The sequence below is a fragment of the Mesorhizobium terrae genome (assembly GCF_008727715.1).
GTDB classification, from domain to species: domain Bacteria; phylum Pseudomonadota; class Alphaproteobacteria; order Rhizobiales; family Rhizobiaceae; genus Mesorhizobium; species Mesorhizobium terrae.
On record NZ_CP044218.1, the window covers coordinates 1,854,674 to 1,878,295 of the forward strand.

The window sequence follows — 23,622 nt, forward strand, 5'->3', positions numbered from 1 at the left end:
CCCCGATTTCAATTGGGGCCGAGCGGCCCAGCAAGGGGATATGGCTCATGGCCGACAACAATGAAGCGCAGGCTGGCAACGGCAACGGAGCGCAGCCGACGCTGAACGTTCTGGCCCAGTATGTGAAGGACCTTTCGTTCGAAAGCCCCGGCGCGCCGAACTCGCTGCGCGGCCGCGACAAGGCTCCGGGCATCGCCATCAGCGTCAACGTCAACGCCAATCCGCTCTCGGACGCGCAGTTCGACGTGCATCTGACGCTCAACGCCAAGGCCTCCTTCGACAAGGAAGTGCTGTTCAACGTCGAGCTGGTCTATGGCGGCGTCTTCAACATCGCCGGCTTCCCGCAGGAGCACATGCTGCCGATCCTGTTCATCGAATGCCCGCGGCTCCTGTTCCCGTTCGCGCGCCAGATCATCTCGGACGCCACGCGTAATGGCGGCTTCCCGCCGCTGATGCTCGACCCGATCGACTTCGCGCAGATGTTCCAGCAGAAGCTGGCCGAGGATCAGGCCGCTTCCAAGGTGCTGGTCAGCTAATCAGCTGTCGCCAAAGCAGAATTGAAAAACCCGGCCTCGCGCCGGGTTTTTTGTGCCCTCAGGCAGGCTGCCCAAGGTTTACTCGGCGGCCTCGGCCTTGCCGCCGTCGAATTTCAGCCACGGCGCCTTCTCGCCCAGCGTCTTGACCATGCGCTGGTGCGTCTCGCGTTCGGCCTCGGTCAGGCGCGGCGGCAGCGGGACCGGTCGCGGCGCCACCGCCGCCCGTCCGGCACCGCGACGACTGGCCTGCGAAGCGGCATCCAGGCCAAGTGCGGCCTGCTTGCCGCCGATCAGTTCGACATAGACTTCGGCCAGAAGTTCGGAATCGAGCAGCGCCCCGTGCTTGGTGCGGTGGCTGTTGTCGATGCCGTAGCGACGGCACAGCGCATCGAGCGAATTGGGGCCCATGGGATGCTTGCGGCGCGCCAGCGCCAGCGTGTCGACCACGCGCTCGGGCCCGATCGCCGGGTAGCCGAGACGGCCGAATTCGGCGTTGATGAAACCCATGTCGAAGCCGGCATTGTGCGCGACCAGCTTGGCGTCCTCGACGAATTCCAGGAACTCGGCGCAGATTTCGGCGAAGTTCGGCTGCCCGACCAGCTGGGCGGCGCTGATGCCGTGCACCGCCTCGGCTTCGGGATTGATGGCGCGGCCCTGCGGGTTGATGAATTTATGGAAGGTGCGGCCGGTCGGGAACCGGTTGACCAGCTCGACGCCGCCAAGCTCGATGATGCGATCCTCGCGGGCGTCGAGGCCGGTGGTTTCTGTATCGAAGATGATCTCGCGCATCACAGACGCTCCGCGGCCCATATCATCTCTCCGGGGAGGGATGCCGGCGCATTTCGTTTGACCCGAAAATGGAGCCCGCCTGGCCGCCCCGCAAGGTCAGCCGGCGTCATTGCCGCCATTTTCCCCCGTTAGCTCGGCTATGATCGCCGCAAGGGCCGCCCGCGTCTCCTCGAAACTGCTGCCGGTGTCGACGACATAGTCGGCCATGCGGCGCTTTTCGGCGTCCGGCACCTGCTTCGCCAGGATGGCGGCGAACTTTTCCTCGGCCATGCCGGGGCGGGACAGAACGCGCTCACGCTGCGCCGCCGCCGCCGCACTCACCACCACCACCTTGTCGACGCGGTTTCTGCCGCCGGTCTCGAACAGAAGCGGGATGTCGAGCACAGCGAGTTGGGCACCCGCGGCGCGATGGCGCGCCAGGAAGGCGTCGGCGTCGGCGCGCACCAGCGGATGGATGATGGCTTCCAGCGTCTTCAGCGCGGCGGCATCGCCCAGCACACGCTGGCCAAGCAGTGCCCGGTCGACCGTGCCATCCCGGGTGACGCCGGGAAAGGCGGCCTCGACCAGAGGTGCTGCCTTGCCGGCATAAAGACGATGCACCGCCTCGTCCGAATCGTGCACCGGCACGCCGGCCTCCGCGAACATTTTTGCCGCGGTCGACTTGCCCATGCCGATGGAGCCAGTGAGGCCGAGAACGATCAATGGCTGGTCTCCAGGTCGGCGACGATCATGGCGCGCAGTTCCGGCGTCACCTCGGGCCGGCGGCCGAACCAGCGCTCGAAACCGGGTACCGCCTGGTGCAGCAACATGCCCAGCCCGTCGACGGTCTTCAGTCCGCGCTGCCTGGCGGCGGCGAGCAGCGGCGTTTCCAGCGGCACATAAACAATGTCGGTGACGATCGCATGCGCCGGCAAGCCGGCGGGATCGGCAGGCAGGCCTTCATTGCCATGCATGCCAAGCGCCGTGGTGTTGATGAGCAGGCCGGCATCGCCGAGCAGCGCGGCGGTCGCATCCGCACCATGCGCCGAGACACCGGCGCCGAACTGGTCGCCCAGCTCCCGCGCCCGCGCCACGGTGCGGTTGACGATGCGGATGTCCTTGAGCCCACGCTCCTTCAGCGCATGGATGACGGCGCGGGCGGCTCCGCCGGCGCCGAGCACGACCGCCGGCCCGTTCCCCGCCCAGCCGGGGGCATGTTCGTCGAGATTGGCGGCGAAGCCATGCGCGTCGGTGTTGCCGCCACACAAGAAGCCATCCTCGAACCACAGCGTGTTGACCGCGCCGATCTGCTCGGCCGCCTCGTCGCGTCGCCCGAGTGCCGCGAACACCACTTCCTTGTGCGGAATGGTGACGTTGCCGCCACTGAAGCCATTGCCGGCAAGTGACGACAGGAACGCTGATATATCGCCGGGCGCGACATCGATCGCTTCGTAGCTGCCGGCGATGCCGTAGCTGTTCAGCCAGTGGCCGTGGATCTTCGGCGACCGCGAATGGGCGACCGGATGACCGACCACGAAAGCTTTCTTCCGATCAGCCATCGATGGCACCCAGGTTGCGCAGTTCGGAAAGCAGCGGCAGCAGCGGCAGGCCGACGATGGTGAAATGATCGCCTTCGACCTTTTCGAACAGCTGGATGCCTTCGCCCTCGATCTGGTAGGCGCCGACGCTGGCGAGTGCCTTCTGGCCGACCCGCGCCAGATGTCGGCCGATGAAAGCCGGGGTGAGGTTGCGCATGGTGAGGTTGGCGATGCCGACATGCCGCCACAGCACCGCACCGTCGCGCACCAGCACCGCGGCGCTGTTCAGCTGATGCGTCCTGCCGGACAACGCCAGAAGATGGCGCCGCGCGCCTTCCATGTCGGCCGGCTTGTGGAACACCTCGTCGCCCAGCGACAGCGTCTGGTCGCAGCCCAGCACCAGCGCGCCCGGCCGGCGTTCGCTTACCTCGACCGCCTTGGCTTCCGCCAGGATGGCGGCAACGTCCTCGGGCGACACACCGCTGCCTTGAAGCGGTGCCTCGAGCGCGCGCTCGTCGACCTTAGCCGGCACCGCTTCGACATCGAGCCCGGCATTCTTCAGCATCGTCAACCTGAACGGGCTGCCCGATGCGAGGATGAGTTTCTCGGCCATGTTTGCTCCGCGCGCTGTTTCGTCCCGGCTATAGCATGCCCGACGAGACTGGAAGGAAAAACCCGCGCGGCCCTTTCAGGCGCGCTAGCGCGCCTTTTCGCGCATCAGCCCGACAATGGCCGCGGCAGTCTCTTCGATGGAGCGGCGGCTGACATCGATGGTCGGCCAGCCGTGGCGGGTGCATATCTGGCGGGCATAGGCCAGTTCCTCGTTGATGACGGCGCGGTCGACATAGCCGTTGGAATCGAAACCGGGCGTGGAACCCAGCAGGCGGTTCTGCCTGACATGCGAGATGCGTTCGGCGGTGGCCACCAGGCCGACGACCAGCGGCGTCTTGGCCTCGACCAGTGCCTGCGGCACCGGCACGCCGAGCACGATCGGGATGTTGGCGGTCTTGATGCCGCGATTGGCGAGATAGATGGAGGTCGGCGTCTTCGAGGTGCGCGAAATGCCGATCAGCACGATGTCGGCCTGTTCCATGTCGATCGGCAACTGGCCGTCGTCATGCTCCATGGTGAAGTTCAGCGCGTCGATGCGACGGAAATATTCGGCGTCCAGCACATGCTGGGCACCCACCCGCCGCCCGGCCGGGGTGCCGAGATAGGACTGGAAAACGGTCAGCACCGGTTCCAGCACCGAAACACAGGGCAGGCCCATGGCGGCGCAGCGTTCGTCGATACGGCGGGCAAGCGCCTGATCCACCACTGTATAAAGCACGATACCCGGTTCTTCCTCGATATCGTCGAACACCTTCATCAGCTGTTTCTCGGTACGGATCAGCGGATAGATGTGCTCGATGGCGCGCGCATCCTTGTATTGCGCCGATGCCGCCCGGCCGGCGGCCAGCAGCGTCTCGCCGGTGGCGTCGGAAATCAGGTGGAGGTGGAAGAAGCTCTGGGGTTTGTTCACAGGGGCTCGCGGGGTGCTGTGGGTGAATGTGGACAAGTGGGGGCAAACGCACCGGTCTGGTCCGGCCGACTGTATCAGATGCCTGTTTGTCCACAATTGATGGCGTTGTCAGCTTTTTCGGGCGTCTGGGGAGAAGTCTGGGGACGATGGAATCTGGCTGTCAGCCTTCCACAGGCGATCGCGCGGCAAGAGGTGGCCAGTACCTTGAATCCGAACGAAGAATCGACTTTTCCACACTGTTCCCAAGGGCGCGGAGAACAACACGCGACATTATGCGGGCTGGCATTTCAGGCGCCGATGCTGGACAGCTCGGCATTCCCGATTCAAACAGACTCATAGAATTAGAAGACTCTTTAAAAATCCTATTAGATTTATAAGAGGCTTTCGAAAGCGAGCGCATGGCAGCCAAACGGACCGTTCTTGAGGTACTGAAGGGCGAGACGGTGTCGCCACCTCCGCTCTGGATGATGCGCCAGGCAGGCCGCTATCTGCCGGAGTACCGGGAGACCCGGAAACGCGCCGGCAGCTTTCTCGACCTCTGCTACAATCCAGACCTTGCCGTGGAAGTGACGCTGCAGCCGATCGAACGCTTCGGCTTCGACGCGTCGATCCTGTTCTCGGATATTCTTGTCGTGCCGCATGCGCTCGGCCGCGATTTGCGCTTCGAGGAGGGCCGTGGGCCGCTTCTGACGCCGATCCGGGCCGATGAGATCGACGAACTCGACACCGAATTGTTTCACGTGAATCTGGCCCCGGTTTACGAAACCGTGCGCCAACTGCGCCGTAAATTGCCTGAGGAGACGACGCTGATCGGCTTCTGCGGAGCGCCGTGGACGGTGGCCACCTATATGATCGCCGGCCATGGCACGCCCGACCAGGCGCCGGCCAGGCTGTTTTCCTATCGCGAGTCGCAGGCGATGCGACGCCTGTTGGCGGTGCTGGCCGAGCAGTCCGCCGCCTATCTCATCCGCCAGATCGAGGCGGGCGCGGATGTGGTGCAGATCTTCGATTCCTGGTCCGGGGTTCTGGACGAGGCGTCCTTCCAGGCCTTCTGCGTGGAGCCGGTAGCCGAGATCGTGCGGCGGGTGCGTGCGGTCTATCCCGAAGTGCCGATCATCGGTTTTCCGAAGGGTGCCGGTTTCAACTATGCGTCCTATCGCTCGCTGACGGGTATAACGGGCCTCGGCCTCGACTGGACCGTGCCGCTGACCGCAGCGAAGGCGCTGCAGAAGGGCGGCGCCGTACAAGGCAATCTCGATCCGCTGCGGCTGGTGGCCGGCGGACGGGCGCTGGAGGAGGGTGTGGCGGCGATCCTCGACACGCTGGGCGACGGGCCGCTGATTTTCAACCTCGGCCACGGCATCACGCCGGAGACGCCGATTGCCCATGTCGAGGCGATGGTGAAACAGGTGAGGAGCCGTCGATGAGCGCAACCGAAAATACGGGCAGCGGTGGTCAGGCACTGCGGCGGGCAGCCATCGCCATCGCCATCTTCCTGTTCCTCACCGCGCTGCTCTATCTGTTGGCGCCGGCCGATTTCTATCCCTGGGCCAAGGCCGTGCATGTGATCGCGGTCATCTCGTGGATGGCCGGCATGCTCTATCTGCCGCGGCTCTTCGTCTATCATGCCGAGACTGAACGCGGCTCCGAACAGTCCGAGACCTTCAAAGTGATGGAGCGGCGCCTGCTGCGCGGCATCATCAACCCCGCCATGGTGATCAGCTGGGCCTTTGGCCTGTGGCTGGCATGGAAGGGCTTCGGCTTCCACGGCGGCTGGCTGCACGCCAAGATCGGTGCCGTGGTGCTGCTTTCGGCCGTGCACGGCTATCTGGTCGGCGCGGTGCGCAAATTCGCCGAGGACCGCAATGAAAAACCAGCGAGGCACTGGCGGATCGTCAACGAGATCCCCACATTGCTGATGATCGTCATCGTCGTGTTGGTGATCGTGAAGCCGTTCTGAGGCATCGGCGCGTCCAAGCGGGCGCATAAAGGGCGCCCTGAACTTTTTGAATCCGCTGCATTGTGCCTGCCGAAAATCGATTCCGATTTTCTGGTCGACGCAGTAGGGGTTCGAAATCTTGGCTTGGCAGGCCGGTTTCGAGGAAATTCTTGTCCGCGGGTTTGTCTTTCTCAACCCAGGCACGCCAGAAGCGGCAAAAAGCTTGAGCCGAGGCATAATTTCGCGCCTTGCTCTTTGGATAGTGTGACGGTACAAGACGGGTCTCTCCTCGTCACGCACCGCATTCAATTCCCGCCTTCCGGTTGCGTTCGGCACTTTTTCACCCGCCGACCCATTTTCCCATTTTTACATTCAGGCTCCTCTCATGCAGGAAATGAAACTTACCGAATTCAAAAACAAGAAGCCGCCGGAGCTGATCGCTTACGCGGAATCGCTCGAGGTCGAGAACGCCAGCGTCATGCGCAAGCAGGAGCTGATGTTCGCGATCCTCAAGAAGCTGGCCGCGCAGGACGTCGAGATCATCGGCGACGGCGTCGTCGAGGTGTTGCAGGACGGCTTCGGCTTCCTTCGCTCCGCCAACGCCAATTATCTTCCGGGTCCGGACGATATCTATATTTCACCCTCCCAGATCCGCCGCTTCTCGCTGAAGACCGGCGACACCGTGGAAGGACCGATCCGCAGCCCGAAGGAAGGCGAACGCTATTTCGCGCTGCTCAAGGTCAACACCATCAATTTCGACGACCCGGAGAAGATCCGGCACAAGATCCATTTCGACAATCTGACGCCGCTCTATCCGACCTCGCGGCTGAAGATGGAGGTCGAGAACCCGACCACTAAGGATATCTCGCCGCGCGTCATCGACCTGGTGGCACCGCTCGGCAAGGGCCAGCGTGCGCTGATCGTGGCGCAGCCGCGCACGGGTAAGACGGTGCTGCTGCAGAACATCGCCCACTCGATCACCACCAACCATCCCGAATGCTATCTGATCGTGCTTCTGATCGACGAGCGTCCGGAAGAAGTCACCGACATGCAGCGTTCGGTGAAGGGCGAGGTTGTGTCCTCGACCTTCGACGAGCCGGCTGCCCGCCACGTTCAGGTCGCCGAAATGGTCATCGAAAAGGCCAAGCGCCTGGTCGAGCATGGCCGCGACGTCGTCATCCTGCTTGATTCGATCACCCGCCTCGGCCGCGCCTACAACACCGTGGTGCCGTCGTCCGGCAAGGTGCTGACCGGCGGTGTCGACGCCAACGCGTTGCAGCGGCCGAAGCGTTTCTTCGGCGCCGCCCGTAACATCGAGGAAGGCGGTTCGCTGACCATCATCGCCACCGCGCTGATCGATACCGGCAGCCGCATGGACGAAGTGATCTTCGAAGAGTTCAAGGGTACCGGCAACTCGGAAATCGTGCTCGACCGCAAGGTGGCCGACAAGCGCATCTACCCGGCGATGGATATCCTGAAATCCGGTACGCGCAAGGAGGACCTCCTGGTGCCGCGCGCGGACCTGCAGAAGATCTTCGTGCTGCGCCGTATCCTGGCACCGATGGGCACGACCGACGCGATCGAGTTCCTCATCGACAAGCTGAAGCAGACGAAGACCAATGGCGACTTCTTCGATTCGATGAACACCTGATCAGGTTTCTATTACCGGCGAACGGTAATGGACGATTTTCAAGGCAAGGCGCGCCCAAACGGGCGCGTTTTGTATTTCTGGACCCTGTTGTGTATCAAAACCGGTGCCAGGTTGCGGATGCTTCCGCGTAACCTATTGTATAAATTATAGAAAATTATTTGACTCTGGTTTGTGACATCCGATCCTACCCACTTTTGCGGCGCAGGAGACGCTCGAGTTCCTCCGGTTCGGTGACAACCGGCAGGCAGACCTGGCCGGTGCAGTAATAAGCCCCCGGCCTCTCGGTGGTCGGGACCAAACCCCCGGGCAGACCCGGTGCGGCGTCCCCCAGCGGCACGATAAGATCGACGCGGCGCGGGTCCGGATTTCGATTCGCTACCGGAACAAGGCTTGGATTGTCGGAGCTTTCGATGATGACAAGCTTCAAGGGCTCGAGCACCAGCACGCAGGAATTGACGATGCCGGCCTGGCCGTAGGCCTGTTTGGACGCGCGGCCCATAGCGTGCTCGGCGACGATATAGGCCTTGTCCTGCAAGGCCAGATCGCCAGTGGCGGTCGCCAGCCGCGCCAAGGCTTCAACGATCTGTCCGGTGGCGGAGGGAATGGCTTCATCGACATCGCCACGGATGCGGATCGGAACATCGGCGCTGTCGGACGCGGACAGGAAGTGCCCGGTTCCGGCGCTGTCGTCATGCCAGCGGTCGAGTTGTTCAGCCAACCCTTTGGCAATATTGATATATTTTTGGTCGTGTGTTGCTTCAAATAGGGCAACCGCGGCATTGATGAGAGCGGCATAATCGCCGGAAAGCGCGGGAAACAGCTTCTTCGATCCGAGAATGGAGTGGGGGATACGGCCGTTCTCAGTCGCTGAAAGAATGGTCGAGAAGGCTTGGGCAGCGGCTTCGATCCAGTCGGTTCGGCCAAATGAACGCCCGCATTCGGCCAGTGCGGTGATGGCAAGTCCGTTCCAGTCGGCCAGCACCTTGTCGTCGCGCCCGGGCGCGATGCGTGATGAGCGGCTGGCCAGCAGCTTGGCCTTGAGGCCAGCAACAACAGCGTGATCGGTTACACTAGCGTCGCGTTGCTCGCCAGTCTGGCGCAGGATCGGTTTGCCTTCCCAGGCCGAGGGACTGACCAGCGAGAAGTATCTGGAAAACAAGCCAGAATCGCTGCCGAGAGCGTCGGCGATTTCTCCGTCTGTCCAGCAGTAATAAAGGCCTTCCTCGCCTTCGCTGTCGGCGTCATAGCTCGACGCAAATGCACCGCCGTCGACGCGCATGTCACGCAGAAGCCAGGCGACAGTCTCCTCGATTCGGTGCCGAAACAGTTCATCGCCCGTCTCGGCATAGGCCCAGTTGGCCAGGCGCAGGAGCTGAGCATTGTCGTACAGCATCTTCTCGAAATGCGGCACCGTCCATTCGGCGTCCGTGGAATAACGACAGAGGCCGCCGCCGACATGGTCGTAGATGCCGCCAGCCAGCATCTTGCGCAAGCCGAGAAGGACGGCATCGCGGCGGGTCGTATTGCCCGTCTGCAGCCAGGACAGCCAGAGCGTGGTCGTGAAGGGCGCATTGGGGAACTTCGGCGCGCCGGACAGGCCACCTCCACGCCAGTCGATCATGCCCTGGATGCCCGCAGCGAGGCCATCCAGGGTATCCTTTGTCAGTGCGGTCCTTGGTTCAGCCGACGACAAGCGTGCCGCGACATGGGCGACCAGGCCGTCCGCGCTTTGGGCGATGCTGCTCCTCTTTTCGCGCCAGGCTTTATCGACGGCCTCCAGTACCTGCACGAAGCCTGGCCGACCGTATCGCGACGTTGGTGGGAAGTAGGTTCCGCCCCAGAACGGCTTGCCGTCTGGCGTCAGGAACATGGTGAGCGGCCAGCCACCTTGCTCGCCCATGGCCGAGAGCGACGCCATATAGATCTGATCGATATCGGGCCGCTCCTCGCGATCGACCTTGATATTGACGAACAGACGGTTCATGACGCCTGCGATTTCGGCGTTCTCGAAACTTTCATGCGCCATCACATGGCACCAGTGGCAGGCGGCATAACCGATCGAGAGCAGGATTGGTCGATCGGACGCCCTGGCTTCGTCGAGCGCGGCCTGGGACCAGGCACGCCAATGGACGGGGTTTTCGGCATGTTGGCGAAGATAGGGGCTCGCCTCATCGGCCAGCATGTTTCTTTGCGGTAGCGTCACGGCAAGCGCCCTGTTGCGATGGCGCTGACGTTAGGGGATTTCCACGAGCGGACAAATGAGATTTTCGGATTCGATCGTCGCACTCTCGAGCGGTAAACTACCTGCCGGCGTCGCCGTGGTTCGCCTGTCCGGCCCACAGGTTCGATTCGCACTCGAAACGATATCTGGTTCAGTGCCGCTCTCGCACACGGCTCACCTGCGGAAACTGAAGCAATCCGACGGCACCGTAATCGACACAAGTTTGGTGGTTTTCTTCGAAGGCCCGGCGTCCTTTACGGGGGAGGATGTCGCGGAATTCCAGGTGCACGGCGGGCGCGCCGTGGTGGCAGCATTGCTGAAGAGGCTCACGACCATCGACGGCATCAGGCATGCGGAGCCCGGCGAGTTCACCCGCAGGGCCTTTCTCAATGGCAAGGTCGATTTGATCGAGACGGAAGCGTTGGCCGACCTGATCAATGCCGAGACGGAAGCGCAGCGTCGTTTTGCCGTGCTGAGCGCGAGCGGAGCGCAAAGCAAGCTTTACGAAGACTGGCGCAAGCGGCTTATCCACGCCCGGGCGATGATCGAGGCCGAGATCGATTTCGCGGACGAAGATGATGTGCCCGGTTCGGTTTCGGCGAGCGTCTGGGCTGATATGCACAAGCTTTCTAGCGAGATCGGCGAACACGTTAAGGGGTTCCATGCCGGAGAAATCCTTCGTGAAGGTTTCGATGTCGTCATTCTAGGTGCGCCGAACGCAGGTAAGTCCAGCCTCTTCAATGCTTTGGCCAAACGTGATGTGGCGATTGTCAGCGATGAAGCAGGCACGACACGCGATCTTCTGGAAGTTGCGCTTGATCTTGGTGGCTTGAGGGTGCGGTTGACGGATACGGCAGGCTTGCGGGAGCAGGCAGGAAAGGTCGAGACGATCGGGATCGGACGCGCCAGGGAACGCGCGAACGAAGCCGACCTGCTGATCGTGCTTGAGGATATGACAGGACCGATTACATCGCTGGAGGTACCTGCGAGTGTGCCGGTTCTTCGCGTTGGGACAAAGGCCGACCTGATTGAAGCTGCGCCTAAGGACGGAGAACGGAGGTATGATCTCGCTGTCTCCACGGTTTCGGGGCTCGGGTTGGCAGGCCTCCTCGATGAACTGGGCAGGTTGGCAAATGAGGCTGCTGGGACGACGGGAGAGCTGTTGCCGTCGCGCCTGCGCCATGTGGAACTGTTGGAGGCGAGCCGGAGTTTTATCGATCACGCGGCTGGGCAAAGCGACGCATTTCAGGAACTTCGCGCGGAGGATCTGCGGCTCGCGGGGGATAGGCTCGGGCGGATCGTCGGCACGGCGGGTGTCGAAGATCTGCTCGACGTCATCTTCTCGCAGTTCTGTATCGGCAAGTGACTCACGTGAAACATTTCCGTGTCAAAGAAGGTGATTCACGTGAAACACCTGGGCAGGTGACCGTCTCATGATGTTTCACGTGAAACCAAATTGCTTTTCCTTGACACGACTCGTTTCTAGGAACATGAAATCGACAACGAAACTCCAGGAGCCAAGACGATGAGCAACAGCTACGACGTAGTCGTGGTTGGCGGCGGCCATGCCGGATGCGAGGCAGCCAGTGCGGCGGCGCGCGCTGGCGCGCGTACGGCTCTGGTTACGCTGCGTTTCGACACCATCGGCGTGATGTCCTGCAATCCCGCGATTGGCGGCCTTGGCAAGGGGCATCTGGTTCGCGAGATCGATGCGATGGACGGCCTGATGGGCCGCGTCGCTGATGCGGCCGGCATCCAGTTCCGCCTGCTCAACCGCAGGAAGGGCCCGGCCGTGCGCGGGCCGCGCACGCAGGCTGATCGCAAGCTCTACCGGCTGGCCATGCAGGATGCCATTCGCGCTCAGGCCAACCTCGACGTCGTCGAGGGCGAAGTGCTTGATTTCGAAGTGAAGAATGGCTCCGTTGAAGCGGTGCTTCTGGCGGACGGACGCAGGTTGCCTTGCGGCGCGGTGGTATTAACCACCGGCACCTTCCTTCGTGGCCTCATTCATATCGGCGATCGCAAGATCGTGGCCGGGCGGATGAACGAACAGGCGTCGATGGGCCTGTCAGCGACGATGGAGCGCATCGGCTTCAATCTCGGGCGCTTGAAGACGGGTACGCCGCCACGGCTCGATGGGCGTACCATCGACTGGAAGTCGCTGGAGAGCCAGGCAGCGGATAACGACCCTGTGCCTTTTTCTCTGATGACGGATCGAATTCGCAACCCGCAGATCGATTGCGGCATAACGCGAACGACGCCGGCATCGCATGCGGTGATCAGGGCCAATCTCAGTCGCTCGGCTATGTATTCCGGCGAGATCGAAGGTGTCGGCCCGCGTTATTGCCCGTCGATCGAAGACAAGATTGTCAAGTTCGGTGATCGCGAGGGGCACCAGATATTCCTGGAACCCGAAGGGCTTGACGATTCGACCGTCTACCCAAACGGCATTTCGACCTCGTTGCCGGAAGACGCGCAGCTGGATTTACTGAAGACCATTCCGGGCCTGGAGCGGGCGCATATGCTGCAGCCGGGCTACGCTATTGAATATGATCATGTCGATCCGCGCGAACTGTTGCCGACGCTGGAAACCCGACGGGTCAAAGGGTTGTTCCTGGCCGGTCAGATCAATGGGACGACCGGTTATGAGGAGGCGGGCGCCCAGGGTCTGGTCGCCGGGCTGAACGCCGCTCGCCGCGCTTCTGGTGGCGAGGAGGTCGTGCTGAGCCGCACCGAAGCCTATATCGGCGTGATGATTGACGACCTGACTAGCCGCGGCATCGCCGAACCATACCGGATGTTCACCTCCCGGGCGGAGTTTCGGTTGTCGTTGCGTGCCGATAATGCCGATGAAAGGTTGACGCCGAAGGCAATCGAACTGGGCATCGTGTCGGCGGATCGCGCGCAGCGATTCAAGGAAGTTCGGGATCGCGTGGACGGGGCGCGGGCGCTGGCGCAAGAGATCCAGCTGACGCCGAATGAGGCGGCCAGGTTTGGCATCGAAATCAATCGCGACGGGGTGAGGCGCTCGCTTTACGAACTGCTGGCTTATCCGGATGTTGATGTTGCGCTGCTCGGCCAAATCGACGACAGGTTTGGCGCTGTCGATGTCAAGACAGCGGAAGCTCTTGAAATTGAAGCGAAATATGCCGTCTACCTAGGTCGGCAGAAAGCCGATGTCGAACAGATGCGTCATGAGGAAAGCCGGTTGATCCCGCAAGATCTGGACTTCGCGGCGGTGTCGGGTCTGTCGAACGAACTCAAGCAGAAAATGAGCAACCGCAGGCCGCGTTCGGTGGCGGATGCGCAACGCATGGAAGGCATGACGCCCGCCGCATTGGCGGTTATCGTCGCCCATATCCGCAACGCGGAGCTGGCACAAAAGGGTGCCGCTTGAGCACTGCATCCTTTGAGAGTCTACAGGATGTGGCGGGACACGTTTCACGTGAAACATTCGAGCGCCTGCGTGCGTTCGAGACGCATTTCCTGAAATGGAACAACCGCATCAATCTCATTGCGGCATCGACGGAAGCCGAGATATGGCAGCGTCATATTCTTGACAGCGCCCAGTTGGCGGCCCTCGAACCGCTTGCCACGAAATGGGTCGATATCGGTTCCGGTGGCGGATTTCCGGGCCTCGTCATGGCGTTCCTGCTTGGCGAGTGCGGCGGTACGATCGATCTGGTCGAGAGCAATCGCAAGAAAACCGGATTCCTGCAGGCCACGGTAGGCGAGTTTCGGTTGCCCGCCCGGATCGTGGCAAAGCGGATCGAGGATTCCTATCCGTTCGTGAAAGCGCCGGAGGTGGTGACAGCTCGCGCCTTGGCACCTTTGACGGACCTGTTGGGGCTGGCCGAGCCGTGGCTGGCTGCCGGCGCGCGCGCCCTGTTCCATAAAGGTCGGGATTATGAGCGGGAGATCGAAGAAAGCGCTCACCGCTGGCGGTTCGATCTGCTAAAACATGGCAGCTTGATCGACCCACAAGGGGTTGTGCTTGATCTGCGCAATGTGCGCAGGGCTTGATTGGAAAGCTTATCGCTCGCGAAATGAACTTCTGGCGGGAAACCATGACCAGCACCGGACCAAGGATCATCACGGTCGCCAACCAAAAAGGCGGGGTCGGCAAGACGACCACCGCCATCAACCTGGCGACCGCCCTTGCGGCGATCGGCGAGCGCGTGCTGATCGTCGATCTCGATCCGCAGGGCAACGCAAGCACCGGTCTCGGCATCGATCGTCGCGACCGCGCGGTTTCTTCTTATGACGTGCTCACCGGTCAGCTCGACCTGGAAGCGGCGGCGATGCCGACGGCCGTGCCCGGCCTGTCGATCGTGCCGTCGACGCTCGATCTGCTCGGCATCGAGATGGAGATTGCCTCGGCGCCGGATCGTGTGTTGCGGCTGCGCAATGCGATCCACGCCTCGGACAAGTTCAGCTATGTGCTGATCGACTGCCCGCCGTCGCTCAATCTGCTGACGCTCAATTCGATGGCAGCCGCGGATTCTGTGCTGGTGCCGCTGCAATGCGAATTCTTCGCGCTGGAAGGCCTCAGCCAGCTGCTCGAAACGGTCGAGCAGGTACGTGGCTCGATCAATCCGGCCCTCAGCATCCAGGGCATCGTGCTCACCATGTTCGATGGGCGCAACAATCTCGCCAATCAGGTCGTGCAGGACGTGCGTGCCTATATGGGCGACAAGGTCTATGAGACCATAATCCCACGCAATGTCCGGGTGTCGGAAGCGCCGTCCTACGGCAAGCCGGCCATCCTTTACGATCTGAAATGTTCAGGCAGCCAGGCCTATCTGCAACTGGCGTCTGAAGTGATCCGCCGCGAACGTCAGTTGCGTGCCGCCTGAAACCGATTCGATACCGAAACGATCCGGAAGACCAAATATGAACGACGATCCCTCAAGAAAGCGGCTGGGCCGTGGGCTGGCGGCACTGATCGGCGAAATCGACCGTCCTGCGGCCGTCGAGACGGAGAAGCCGCGCCTGGCGGCGGACGGCAAGGTGCCGATCGAATTCGTCACCCCCAATCCACGCAACCCGCGCCGTCATTTCGGGGAAGCGGAACTGACGGATCTGTCGCAGTCCATCCGTGAGCACGGTGTCGTGCAGCCGGTGGTGGTGCGTCCGTCGCCGACCCAGCAGGGCCGCTATGAGATCATCGCCGGCGAGCGCCGTTGGCGGGCAGCCCAGCGCGCCGGCTTGATCGAGCTTCCGGTTATCGTGCGCGATGTGAACGACCGCACTGCGCTGGAACTGGCGATCATCGAGAACGTGCAGCGCGCGGACCTCAATCCGGTCGAGGAAGCGCTTGGTTATCAGCAGCTGATCGATGAGCATGACTACAGCCAGGCCGATCTCGGCCAGGTCATCGGCAAGAGCCGCAGCCATGTCGCGAACACGCTGCGGCTGCTGAAACTGCCGGATGTCATCCGCGATATGCTGGTCGACGGTTCGTTGTCCGCCGGTCATGCCAGAACGCTGGTAACCGCCCAGGATCCGGCGGCGCTGGCCAAGCGGATCGTCGAAGAGGGGCTTTCCGTGCGGCAGGCCGAAGCGCTGGCGCAGATGCCGGCTCAGGCGCAACGCGAGGCCAAGCCTTCCGGCGCCGCCGAGAAGGACCCGGACACTTTGGCGCTGGAGAGATTGCTATCGGATGTCACCGGCATGAAAGTGGTCATCGCGCATAAGAGCGGTGGTGGCGAATTGCGCGTGTCCTACCGTTCTCTCGACCAGCTCGACGACCTCTGCCGGCGCCTGAAACAGAGCTGATCCTGGCCGGTCATCCCTGAGAGGTCTGTTTGCGCCGATCTGTTCGCCGGGGATGGCTTTAACATATTGTTTCAAAAAGGTTTTCTGTTTTGGATCGCCGCGGTGCTCCGGTCATCCGGCGCGCCGGTTGCTGAGCCTGGCGCTTTCCACCGCGATACCAAGCAGAGCCTGACGGGCGATGGAAGCAGCCAGATCCGACCGTCGCCGTGTCTGCAGGATTGCGGCCTGCAGGCGGGTCAAAGCTCTGGCCAGGGCGTCGGTGGTCCAGCGCTGCAGCGCGGTTTCCACCAGTCTGCGTCGCGTGAAAAACACCGGCGGCTTGTGCGCAGCGACAATCGCTGCGGCGTTGCGGCCATCCGCATCCATCGTTCCGCGCATCGCATGCAAGGCCTGGAGCTGGCGCATGGCGCCCGACAACGCAAGAAAAGGCTGGCCACCTGCCTGGCATTGACGGGTAAATGCAGTGTCGAACGCGTCCAATTGTCCGGCCAGAACGGCATCCACGGCATCGTCGAAGGATTGTCCCGAAACGTCACCGGTCAGGGCCTGCACATCGTCCAGCGTGATTTCGCCGCGACCAAGCGCATAAAGCGTCAGTTTGGCGACCTCGCCGCGTGAGGCCAGCCGGTCGCCGCCAAGATTGCGACGCAGCATCTGGCGCGCTTCCAGCGTCATCGACATGCCGGCCTTGCCGAGCTCATCGTCGATGACGCTGTCGATGTCGCGAGCCTCGTCGGAATAGCAAGGCAACGCCATGGCGCCGTCGCCAGCTTCGACGATGTTGCGCAGCCCGACACCTTTCTTGAGATCGCCTGCCTCGATCAAGACGATGGCGTCGCGCGGCGGTTCGGCCAATAGCGCCTTGACGTCTTCGGCGAGACCTTTTTGGGCACCGGCATTGCGAAGCCAAAGCAGCCGCCGGTCGGAGAACATCGGCACGGTGCGTGCCTCGTCCAGCAGCCGGCCCTCGTCGCGGTCGGCCTCACCGGCGTCCAGCTTCACCACGGAAAAGGGATCGTCGAGCGGCAGACCGGTGCGCACCGCAAAAGCGCGGGCACGCTCAGCCACCAGGCCGCGATCCGGTCCATAGATGAGGACCAGCCAAACGCGCGCGTCCGGCCGTGCGAGCCACGAATCGACTTCCGAGGCTTTCTTCTGTGCCATGAATGTCCCTTAGCACGATGTTGCGGCAAGGCGAACGGCTGCAGCTATCGAACCCAAACGGGCGATCCGCCATGCAGTTTGTTGCCGGCAAAGACCAGGAAGAGACGGGATATTACGTGGAATTCCTGCCACATTGCGCCGCCGTCGGCCGCCCCTGCGCGATAGAACAGGGGTGTTCGAAGGAGGTACTTTGACGCTGCTTCGGCGGCGAAGATGTGCGAACATCGCCAGGTGACAGTGGAGGACGGGAGCCATGGCCGAAGCTGGGAAGTTACGTTTTCACGTTCCGGAACCGGAGGTGCGACCGGGCGGAACGCCCGATTTCTCCAATGTTCCCATTCCCAAGGCGGGCTCGGTTCCGAGGCCGCCGATCGACGTCGATCCGCGCGACATCCGCGATCTCGCCTTCTCCATCATCCGCGTCCTGGACCGCGCCGGCGATGCGGTCGGGCCATGGTCGGGGATGCTCTCCGACAAGGAGCTGCTCGAAGGCCTGCGCCACATGATGACGCTGCGGACCTTCGATGCGCGCATGCAGATGGCGCAGCGCCAAGGCAAGACCTCTTTCTACATGCAGCACCTGGGCGAAGAAGCGGTGAGCTGCGCCTTTCGCAAGGCGCTCGACAAGGGCGATATGAATTTTCCGACCTACCGACAGGCCGGCCTGCTGATCGCGGACGGCTATCCGATGGTCACCATGATGAACCAGATCTACTCCAACGAGGCCGATCCGCTGAAGGGTCGGCAATTGCCGATCATGTATTCGTCGAAGGAGCATGGCTTCTTCTCGATTTCCGGCAATCTCGCCACGCAATATATCCAGGCCGTGGGCTGGGCGATGGCTTCGGCGATCAGCGGTGACACGCGCATTGCCGCTGCCTGGATCGGTGACGGCTCGACGGCGGAATCGGATTTCCATTCGGCGCTGGTGTTTGCCTCGACCTACAAGGCGCCAGTGATCTTGAACATCGTCAACAACCAGTGGGCGATTTCGACCTTCCAGGGCATCGCACGCGGCGGTGTCGGCACCTTCGCGGCGCGCGGCTTGGGCTTCGGCATTCCGGCCTTGCGTGTCGACGGTAATGATTATCTGGCCGTGCATGCGGTGGCGAAATGGGCGGCGGAGCGTGCGCGCGCCAATCTCGGGCCGACACTGATTGAATATGTCACCTATCGCGCTGGCGCGCATTCTTCATCCGACGATCCATCAGCCTATCGGCCGAAGGCGGAATCGGAAGCCTGGCCGCTGGGCGATCCCGTGGTGCGGCTGAAGAACCATCTCATCCATCGCGGGGTCTGGTCCGACGAGCGCCATGCGCAAGCGGAAACCGAAATCCTGGACACGGTGATCGCAGCGCAAAAAGAGGCCGAGACGCACGGCACGCTGCATGCCGGCGGCAAGCCGTCGACCCGCGATATGTTCGAAGGGCTATACGCCGAGATGCCACCGCATCTCAGGCGCCAGCGCCAGCAGGCAGGGGTCTGAACCATGGCACGCAAGACCATGATCGAGGCGATCCGCGACGCCATGGATGTCGCCATGGGGCTGGACGAACGTGTCGTCGTGTTCGGCGAGGATGTCGGCTTTTTCGGCGGCGTTTTCCGTTGCACGCAGGGCCTGCAGGCCAAGTATGGCAAGAACCGTTGTTTCGACGCGCCGATCAATGAATCGGGCATTGTCGGTTCGGCGATCGGCATGGCCGCTTATGGTCTGCGGCCATGTGTGGAGATACAGTTTGCCGACTACATGTACCCTGCCTACGACCAACTGACACAGGAAGCGGCGCGGCTGCGCTATCGCTCGAACGGCGACTTCACCTGTCCGATCGTCATACGCATGCCTACCGGCGGCGGCATTTTCGGCGGCCAGACGCACAGCCAGAGCCCCGAGGCGTTGTTCACACATGTCTCGGGCCTGAAGACGGTGGTTCCGTCCAATCCCTATGACGCCAAGGGCCTGTTGATCGCGGCGATCGAAGATCCCGACCCGGTGATCTTCCTGGAGCCGAAGCGCCTCTACAACGGACCGTTCGACGGCCATCACGACAGGCCAGTCACGCCATGGTCCAAACATGATCTCGGCGAAGTGGCCGAGGGCCACTATACCGTGCCGCTCGGCAAGGCCGTCATCCGGCGACCAGGCTCGGCGGTTACGGTGCTTGCCTATGGCACGATGGTCTATGTCGCGCAGGCAGCCGCCGAGGAAACCGGCATCGACGCCGAGGTGATCGACCTCAGGACCCTGCTGCCGCTCGACCTCGACACCATCGTCGATTCGGTGAAGAAGACCGGCCGCTGCCTTGTCGTGCACGAGGCGACCTTGACCTCAGGCTTCGGCGCGGAGCTGTCGGCGCTGGTCCAGGAAAACTGTTTTTATCACCTCGAGGCGCCGGTCATGCGCGTGGCTGGATGGGACACACCTTATCCGCATGCGCAGGAATGGGAGTATTTCCCCGGGCCGGCGCGCGTGGGGCGCGCACTCGTTGCGACGATGGAGAGCTGACATGGGCGAATATCTCATCAAGCTTCCCGATGTCGGCGAAGGTGTCGCCGAGGCCGAATTGGTCGAATGGAACGTCAAGGTTGGCGATCTCGTGCGCGAGGATGCCGTGCTTGCCGCGGTGATGACCGACAAGGCGACGGTGGAGATTCCGTCACCCGTGGACGGAGAGATCCTGTGGCTGGGTGCCGAGATCGGCGACACCGTGGCGATTGGCTCGCCCATCGTGCGCCTGAAGGTGGCGGGCGAAGGCAATGTCACTGCCGGCAACCAGTCGGCACCAGTAACCGAGGCGAAACCGCCGGCCGCGACCGCATCTTCCGAAAAGGAAACGCCAACCAAGGCCGAGCCGGCGAAGCCGGTCGAAACCAGCCGGCAACCGCAAAGGGCGTTAGCGGAAAGTGCGCAGCGCGTCGCCAATATCGGCGCGCCGCGCGCCGAGGGAGAGAAGCCGCTTGCATCGCCGGCCGTGCGCCTGCGTGCGAGGGAAGCTGGCATCGATCTGAGGCAGGTGGCAGGCACCGGTCCCGCCGGCCGCATTCGCCACGAAGACATCGAGGCTTTCCTGGCGCGCGGCCAGCAGACCAGCCGGCCTGCCGCCGGTCTCGCTCGCAATGAGGCGGTCGAGGAGATCAAGGTCATCGGGCTTCGGCGCAAGATCGCCGAGAAGATGAAACTCTCCAAGTCGCGCATCCCTCACATCACCTATGTCGAGGAGGTGGACGTGACGGCGCTGGAGGATCTGCGTGCGGCGCTGAACAAGGAGAAGCGCGCCGACCGGCCGAAGCTGACGCTTCTGCCGTTCCTGATGCGGGCGATGGTCAAGGCGATCGCTGAGCAGCCGCAGTTGAATTCACTGTTCGACGACGAGGCGGGGGTCATCCATCAGCATGGCGGCATCCATATCGGCATTGCCGCGCAAACGGCGAACGGCCTGGTCGTGCCGGTGGTGAAACATGCCGAAGCGCGCGACCTTTGGGATTGTGGCGCCGAGGTCAATCGTCTGGCGGAAGCCGCGAAGACGGGCACCGCGACCCGCGAGGATCTGTCGGGCTCCACCATCACCATCACTTCGCTGGGCGCGATGGGCGGCGTGGTCACCACGCCGGTCATCAACCACCCCGAGGTGGCGATCATCGGCGTCAACAAGATGATGATCCGGCCGATGTGGGACGGAACGCAGTTCGTGCCTCGCAAGATGATGAACCTTTCCTCCTCCTTTGATCATCGGATCATCGACGGCTGGGACGCGGCGGTGTTTGTCCAGCGCATCAAGGCGCTGCTCGAGACGCCGGCGCTTATTTTCGTGGACGGCTGACCATGGCGAAACCTGCCATACATCGCGCGGCCGAGGGCGGCGCGTCTGACCGGGGAAAACGGCAATGAAGGATATCTCCTGCAAGCTGCTTGTCATCGGCGCGGGCCCGGGCGGTTATGTCTGCGCCATTCGCGCCGGACAACTCGGCATCGATACCGTTATTGTCGAAGCCGCAAGGCCCGGCGGCACCTGTCTGACCATTGGCTGCATTCCATCCAAGGCGCTTATCCACGCCGCCGAGGAGTTCGAGAAGGTGGCCCATATGACGGCCGGCACAAGCCCTCTCGGGATAACCGCAAGCGGCCATTCGATCGATTTCGGCAAAACGATTGCCTGGAAAGACGGTATAGTAAGCCGGCTTACGAATGGTGTTTCAGGCCTGCTGAAGAAGGCGAAGGTCAAGCATGTTTCGGGCTGGGCCAAATTCCATGACGGCAAGACGGTCGAGGTCGAGACCGAAACCGGACTGCAGGTGATCCGCGCTGAAACCATCGTCATCGCCACTGGCTCGGCGCCCGTCGAATTGCCCTTCATGCCGTTCGGCGGGTCGGTGATCTCCTCGACTGAGGCACTGTCGTTAGCCGAGGTTCCCGCCAGATTGGCCGTCGTCGGGGGCGGCTATATCGGCCTCGAACTCGGCATGGCTTTCGCCAAGCTCGGCTCCAAGGTGACGGTCGTGGAGGCACTGCCGCGCCTGCTCGCGCAATATGACGCCGAGCTGACCAGACCGATCGCGAAGCGGCTCGGAGAACTCGACGTCGACGTGCTGACCGAAGCCAAGGCCAAGGGTCTTTCGGCCAAGGGCGACGCGCTGCTGGTGGAAACCGCTGCCGGCAAGGAAGTGAAGATCGCTGCCGACAAGGTTCTCGTCACCGTCGGGCGCAAGCCGGTGACCGAGGGCTGGGGGCTCGATCAGATCGAGCTCGACATGGCTGGCAGGTTCATCCGCATCGATGACCAATGCCGCACCTCCATGCGCGGCGTCTTTGCCATTGGCGACGTGACCGGCGAGCCGATGCTGGCGCACCGGGCAATGGCTCAGGGCGAGATGGTGGCCGAAATCCTGGCTGGCCACAAACGCAGCTGGGACAAGCGCGCCATACCGGCGGTGTGTTTCACCGATCCCGAAGTGGTCAGCGTTGGGCTCGCTCCCGACGAGGCGAAAGCGCAGGCCGGCGAAGTGAAGATCGGACAGTTTCCGTTTTCAGCCAATGGCCGCGCCATGACCAAACTCGGCGAGGCCGGTTTCGTGCGCGTCGTTGCGCGCGCCGACAACCATCTGGTTCTGGGCATCCAGGCGGTTGGGCACGGCGTGTCGGAATTGGCGGCGGCCTTCGGGCTGGCGCTGGAGATGGGCGCTCGGCTGGAAGACATCTCCGGCACGATCCATGCGCACCCGACCCAGGGCGAGGCTTTCCCGGAGGCCGCGCTCAAGGCGCTCGGCCACGCTTTGCACATCTAGGCCAGATAGGTACCGGCATAACAAAAGGGCCCGCCAACACATGGTTGGCGAGCCCTTTTGTTATTCGAAGTCGTTGGTCGGGTTCTCGTCGAACCCGGCGTGATGATCAGCTTGCCAAGCGGCCGGCGCGTTCGTGCTGCGCATAGGCGCGGCCGAAGCGGTTGGCGAGGAAGGTGTCGAGCGCGATGTCTTCCTGCCGCACAAAACCGCGCGCCGGCAGGCTGCCGTCGGCCAGCATGTCGAGCACGGCGCAGATGCCGGACGCCGTGGTGATCTGGATCGCGCTGCGCACGGTCTGGCCAGAGCGCTGGCTGTAGATCTTGTTGGCGTAGGTTTCCTGCAGCAGCCGGCCGTTCTTACGACCCGACACGGTGACGAAAACGATGACCACGTCCTGCATGGTGGCCGGCAAGGCATTCTCGAGGATGTCCTTCAGGACCTCGCGGCGATGACGCAAGCCAAGGTCGTTGAGCAGCGCCTTCATGATCGCGGCATGGCCGGGATAGCGGATTGTGCGGTAGTTCAGCGTACGGACCTTGCCCTTCAAAGTCTCAGCCAGCGTTCCAAGCCCGCCGGAAGTGTTGAACGCCTCGTAGGTGACGCCGTCGAGCGAGAACTCCTCGCGTTCCTCGAGCGGCGGCACTTCGATCAGCTCGCCCTCGACGATCGCCTCGCAAGGCTCGCAATATTCGTTGATGACGCCGTCGGTGCTCCAGGTCAGGTTGTAGTTCAGCGCGTTGGACGGATATTGCGGCAGCGCGCCGACGCGCATGCGCACGCTCTCCAGGCTGTCGAAGCGGCTGGCCAGATCGTTGGCGACAATCGAGATGAAGCCCGGAGCCAGGCCGCATTGCGGGATGAAGGCGGTCTTGACCGTCTTTGCCAGTTCCTTGACGCGGCGGGTGGAGGCGACGTCCTCGGTGAGGTCGAGATAATGAACGCCGGCGGCGGCAGCGGCCTCGGCGATGCGGGTGGTGAGGTGGAAAGGCGCGGCGCTCATGACGGCGAACTTGCCGGCGAGCACGGTTTCCAGGGCGCCGACCGCTTCGATGTCGGTTTCGACCGCAGCCACACCGGCCGGTACTTCCAGCGCCGCCAGCTGGGCGGCGGAGCGGTCGACGATGGTGACGCGATAGTCACCGGTTTCGGCCAGCATGCCGGCAATGGTCGAGCCGATCTTGCCGGCGCCAACGACGACGATTTCCTTCATGGGTTGCTCCAGTTT

Annotated in this window: 21 protein-coding genes; 13 read left to right on the forward strand and 8 right to left on the reverse strand. The window is 62.7% G+C overall.

Features of this window, described 5'->3' with window-relative positions; translation table 11 throughout:
- The first annotated feature begins 47 nt into the window (after positions 1–47).
- Complete coding sequence (gene secB, locus FZF13_RS10100; RefSeq protein WP_024923288.1) at positions 48–536, forward strand: protein-export chaperone SecB; 489 nt, start codon at positions 48–50, stop codon at positions 534–536.
- Between the two features lie 78 nt (positions 537–614).
- Here secB and dnaQ read toward each other — a convergent pair whose 3' ends face one another.
- From dnaQ to FZF13_RS10125, 5 genes are all read right to left on the reverse strand, one after another.
- The gene (gene dnaQ / locus FZF13_RS10105; protein ID WP_024923287.1) at positions 615–1,325 is read right to left on the reverse strand and encodes a DNA polymerase III subunit epsilon; all 711 of its coding nucleotides are present in this window, start codon (positions 1,323–1,325) and stop codon (positions 615–617) included.
- A gap of 96 nt (positions 1,326–1,421) precedes the next feature.
- Entirely contained in the window at positions 1,422–2,027 is a 606-nt protein-coding gene (gene coaE, locus FZF13_RS10110; protein WP_024923286.1) for a dephospho-CoA kinase, read from the reverse strand.
- Complete coding sequence (locus FZF13_RS10115; RefSeq protein ID WP_024923285.1) at positions 2,024–2,863, reverse strand: shikimate dehydrogenase; 840 nt, start codon at positions 2,861–2,863, stop codon at positions 2,024–2,026. The genes coaE and FZF13_RS10115 overlap by 4 nt, the downstream gene beginning before the upstream one ends.
- Complete coding sequence (locus FZF13_RS10120) at positions 2,856–3,455, reverse strand: Maf-like protein (RefSeq protein WP_024923284.1); 600 nt, start codon at positions 3,453–3,455, stop codon at positions 2,856–2,858. Before FZF13_RS10120 ends, FZF13_RS10115 begins: the two co-directional genes overlap by 8 nt.
- 84 nt (positions 3,456–3,539) lie before the next feature.
- A complete protein-coding gene (locus FZF13_RS10125) occupies positions 3,540–4,364 on the reverse strand; it encodes a pyruvate, water dikinase regulatory protein (protein WP_024923283.1) in 825 nt (274 codons plus the stop codon).
- Positions 4,365–4,762: 398 nt separating this feature from the next.
- Between FZF13_RS10125 and hemE the strand changes: the two genes are divergently transcribed.
- The 3 genes from hemE (at position 4,763) to rho (ending at position 7,954) form a co-directional block, all read left to right on the forward strand.
- On the forward strand, positions 4,763–5,791 hold the full coding sequence (gene hemE / locus FZF13_RS10130; protein WP_024923282.1) for a uroporphyrinogen decarboxylase: 1,029 nt from the start codon (positions 4,763–4,765) through the stop codon (positions 5,789–5,791).
- Positions 5,788–6,324: a protoporphyrinogen oxidase HemJ gene (gene hemJ, locus FZF13_RS10135; RefSeq protein ID WP_024923281.1), complete on the forward strand. Its 537-nt coding sequence runs from the start codon at positions 5,788–5,790 to the stop codon at positions 6,322–6,324. Before hemE ends, hemJ begins: the two co-directional genes overlap by 4 nt.
- Positions 6,325–6,688: 364 nt before the next feature.
- On the forward strand, positions 6,689–7,954 hold the full coding sequence (gene rho / locus FZF13_RS10140) for a transcription termination factor Rho (protein WP_024923280.1): 1,266 nt from the start codon (positions 6,689–6,691) through the stop codon (positions 7,952–7,954).
- 184 nt (positions 7,955–8,138) lie between these two features.
- Here rho and FZF13_RS10145 read toward each other — a convergent pair whose 3' ends face one another.
- Entirely contained in the window at positions 8,139–10,136 is a 1,998-nt protein-coding gene (locus tag FZF13_RS10145; RefSeq protein ID WP_244437885.1) for a thioredoxin domain-containing protein, read from the reverse strand.
- A gap of 76 nt (positions 10,137–10,212) precedes the next feature.
- Here FZF13_RS10145 and mnmE point away from each other — a divergent pair, with 76 nt between their 5' ends.
- The 5 genes from mnmE (at position 10,213) to FZF13_RS10170 (ending at position 15,953) form a co-directional block, all read left to right on the forward strand.
- Complete coding sequence (mnmE, locus tag FZF13_RS10150) at positions 10,213–11,541, forward strand: tRNA uridine-5-carboxymethylaminomethyl(34) synthesis GTPase MnmE (RefSeq protein WP_024923278.1); 1,329 nt, start codon at positions 10,213–10,215, stop codon at positions 11,539–11,541.
- Between the two features lie 159 nt (positions 11,542–11,700).
- The gene (gene mnmG, locus FZF13_RS10155) at positions 11,701–13,572 is read left to right on the forward strand and encodes a tRNA uridine-5-carboxymethylaminomethyl(34) synthesis enzyme MnmG (RefSeq protein WP_024923277.1); all 1,872 of its coding nucleotides are present in this window, start codon (positions 11,701–11,703) and stop codon (positions 13,570–13,572) included.
- Positions 13,569–14,198, forward strand: coding sequence for a 16S rRNA (guanine(527)-N(7))-methyltransferase RsmG (gene rsmG, locus FZF13_RS10160; RefSeq protein WP_024923276.1), 630 nt, complete (start codon positions 13,569–13,571; stop codon positions 14,196–14,198). The genes mnmG and rsmG overlap by 4 nt, the downstream gene beginning before the upstream one ends.
- A 44-nt stretch (positions 14,199–14,242) precedes the next feature.
- Positions 14,243–15,031, forward strand: a complete 789-nt coding sequence (locus FZF13_RS10165) for a ParA family protein (RefSeq protein ID WP_024923275.1) — start codon at positions 14,243–14,245, stop codon at positions 15,029–15,031.
- Between the two features lie 37 nt (positions 15,032–15,068).
- Positions 15,069–15,953 carry a ParB/RepB/Spo0J family partition protein gene (locus tag FZF13_RS10170; RefSeq protein ID WP_024923274.1) on the forward strand — a complete coding sequence of 295 codons (885 nt, stop codon included), beginning with the start codon at positions 15,069–15,071 and terminating at the stop codon, positions 15,951–15,953.
- Between the two features lie 111 nt (positions 15,954–16,064).
- On the opposite strand, the gene holA is transcribed toward FZF13_RS10170, so the two are convergent.
- On the reverse strand, positions 16,065–17,117 hold the full coding sequence (holA, locus tag FZF13_RS10175; RefSeq protein WP_024923273.1) for a DNA polymerase III subunit delta: 1,053 nt from the start codon (positions 17,115–17,117) through the stop codon (positions 16,065–16,067).
- Positions 17,118–17,370: 253 nt separating this feature from the next.
- Here holA and FZF13_RS10180 point away from each other — a divergent pair, with 253 nt between their 5' ends.
- From FZF13_RS10180 to lpdA, 4 genes are all read left to right on the forward strand, one after another.
- A complete protein-coding gene (locus FZF13_RS10180) occupies positions 17,371–18,603 on the forward strand; it encodes a 3-methyl-2-oxobutanoate dehydrogenase (2-methylpropanoyl-transferring) subunit alpha (protein WP_024923272.1) in 1,233 nt (410 codons plus the stop codon).
- A gap of 3 nt (positions 18,604–18,606) precedes the next feature.
- The gene (locus FZF13_RS10185) at positions 18,607–19,620 is read left to right on the forward strand and encodes an alpha-ketoacid dehydrogenase subunit beta (protein ID WP_024923271.1); all 1,014 of its coding nucleotides are present in this window, start codon (positions 18,607–18,609) and stop codon (positions 19,618–19,620) included.
- Position 19,621: 1 nt separating this feature from the next.
- Positions 19,622–20,935: a dihydrolipoamide acetyltransferase family protein gene (locus FZF13_RS10190; RefSeq protein ID WP_024923270.1), complete on the forward strand. Its 1,314-nt coding sequence runs from the start codon at positions 19,622–19,624 to the stop codon at positions 20,933–20,935.
- 64 nt (positions 20,936–20,999) lie between these two features.
- A complete protein-coding gene (lpdA, locus tag FZF13_RS10195) occupies positions 21,000–22,397 on the forward strand; it encodes a dihydrolipoyl dehydrogenase (protein ID WP_024923269.1) in 1,398 nt (465 codons plus the stop codon).
- A 106-nt stretch (positions 22,398–22,503) separates the two neighbouring features.
- On the opposite strand, the gene FZF13_RS10200 is transcribed toward lpdA, so the two are convergent.
- Positions 22,504–23,607, reverse strand: coding sequence for a saccharopine dehydrogenase family protein (locus tag FZF13_RS10200; protein ID WP_024923268.1), 1,104 nt, complete (start codon positions 23,605–23,607; stop codon positions 22,504–22,506).
- Positions 23,608–23,622 lie beyond the last annotated feature (15 nt).

Bases quoted from the DNA above. Each gene is read 5' to 3' on its own strand.
- secB (WP_024923288.1), top strand. From the start codon at position 48: ATGGCCGACAACAATGAAGCGCAGGCTGGCAACGGCAACGGAGCGCAG.
- dnaQ (WP_024923287.1), bottom strand. From the start codon at position 1,325: ATGCGCGAGATCATCTTCGATACAGAAACCACCGGCCTCGACGCCCGC.
- FZF13_RS10115 (WP_024923285.1), bottom strand. From the start codon at position 2,863: ATGGCTGATCGGAAGAAAGCTTTCGTGGTCGGTCATCCGGTCGCCCAT.
- FZF13_RS10120 (WP_024923284.1), bottom strand. From the start codon at position 3,455: ATGGCCGAGAAACTCATCCTCGCATCGGGCAGCCCGTTCAGGTTGACG.
- hemE (WP_024923282.1), top strand. From the start codon at position 4,763: ATGGCAGCCAAACGGACCGTTCTTGAGGTACTGAAGGGCGAGACGGTG.
- hemJ (WP_024923281.1), top strand. From the start codon at position 5,788: ATGAGCGCAACCGAAAATACGGGCAGCGGTGGTCAGGCACTGCGGCGG.
- rho (WP_024923280.1), top strand. From the start codon at position 6,689: ATGCAGGAAATGAAACTTACCGAATTCAAAAACAAGAAGCCGCCGGAG.
- FZF13_RS10145 (WP_244437885.1), bottom strand. From the start codon at position 10,136: ATGCTGGCCGATGAGGCGAGCCCCTATCTTCGCCAACATGCCGAAAAC.
- mnmE (WP_024923278.1), top strand. From the start codon at position 10,213: ATGAGATTTTCGGATTCGATCGTCGCACTCTCGAGCGGTAAACTACCT.
- mnmG (WP_024923277.1), top strand. From the start codon at position 11,701: ATGAGCAACAGCTACGACGTAGTCGTGGTTGGCGGCGGCCATGCCGGA.
- FZF13_RS10165 (WP_024923275.1), top strand. From the start codon at position 14,243: ATGACCAGCACCGGACCAAGGATCATCACGGTCGCCAACCAAAAAGGC.
- FZF13_RS10170 (WP_024923274.1), top strand. From the start codon at position 15,069: ATGAACGACGATCCCTCAAGAAAGCGGCTGGGCCGTGGGCTGGCGGCA.
- holA (WP_024923273.1), bottom strand. From the start codon at position 17,117: ATGGCACAGAAGAAAGCCTCGGAAGTCGATTCGTGGCTCGCACGGCCG.
- FZF13_RS10180 (WP_024923272.1), top strand. From the start codon at position 17,371: ATGGCCGAAGCTGGGAAGTTACGTTTTCACGTTCCGGAACCGGAGGTG.
- FZF13_RS10185 (WP_024923271.1), top strand. From the start codon at position 18,607: ATGGCACGCAAGACCATGATCGAGGCGATCCGCGACGCCATGGATGTC.
- FZF13_RS10190 (WP_024923270.1), top strand. From the start codon at position 19,622: ATGGGCGAATATCTCATCAAGCTTCCCGATGTCGGCGAAGGTGTCGCC.
- lpdA (WP_024923269.1), top strand. From the start codon at position 21,000: ATGAAGGATATCTCCTGCAAGCTGCTTGTCATCGGCGCGGGCCCGGGC.
- FZF13_RS10200 (WP_024923268.1), bottom strand. From the start codon at position 23,607: ATGAAGGAAATCGTCGTCGTTGGCGCCGGCAAGATCGGCTCGACCATT.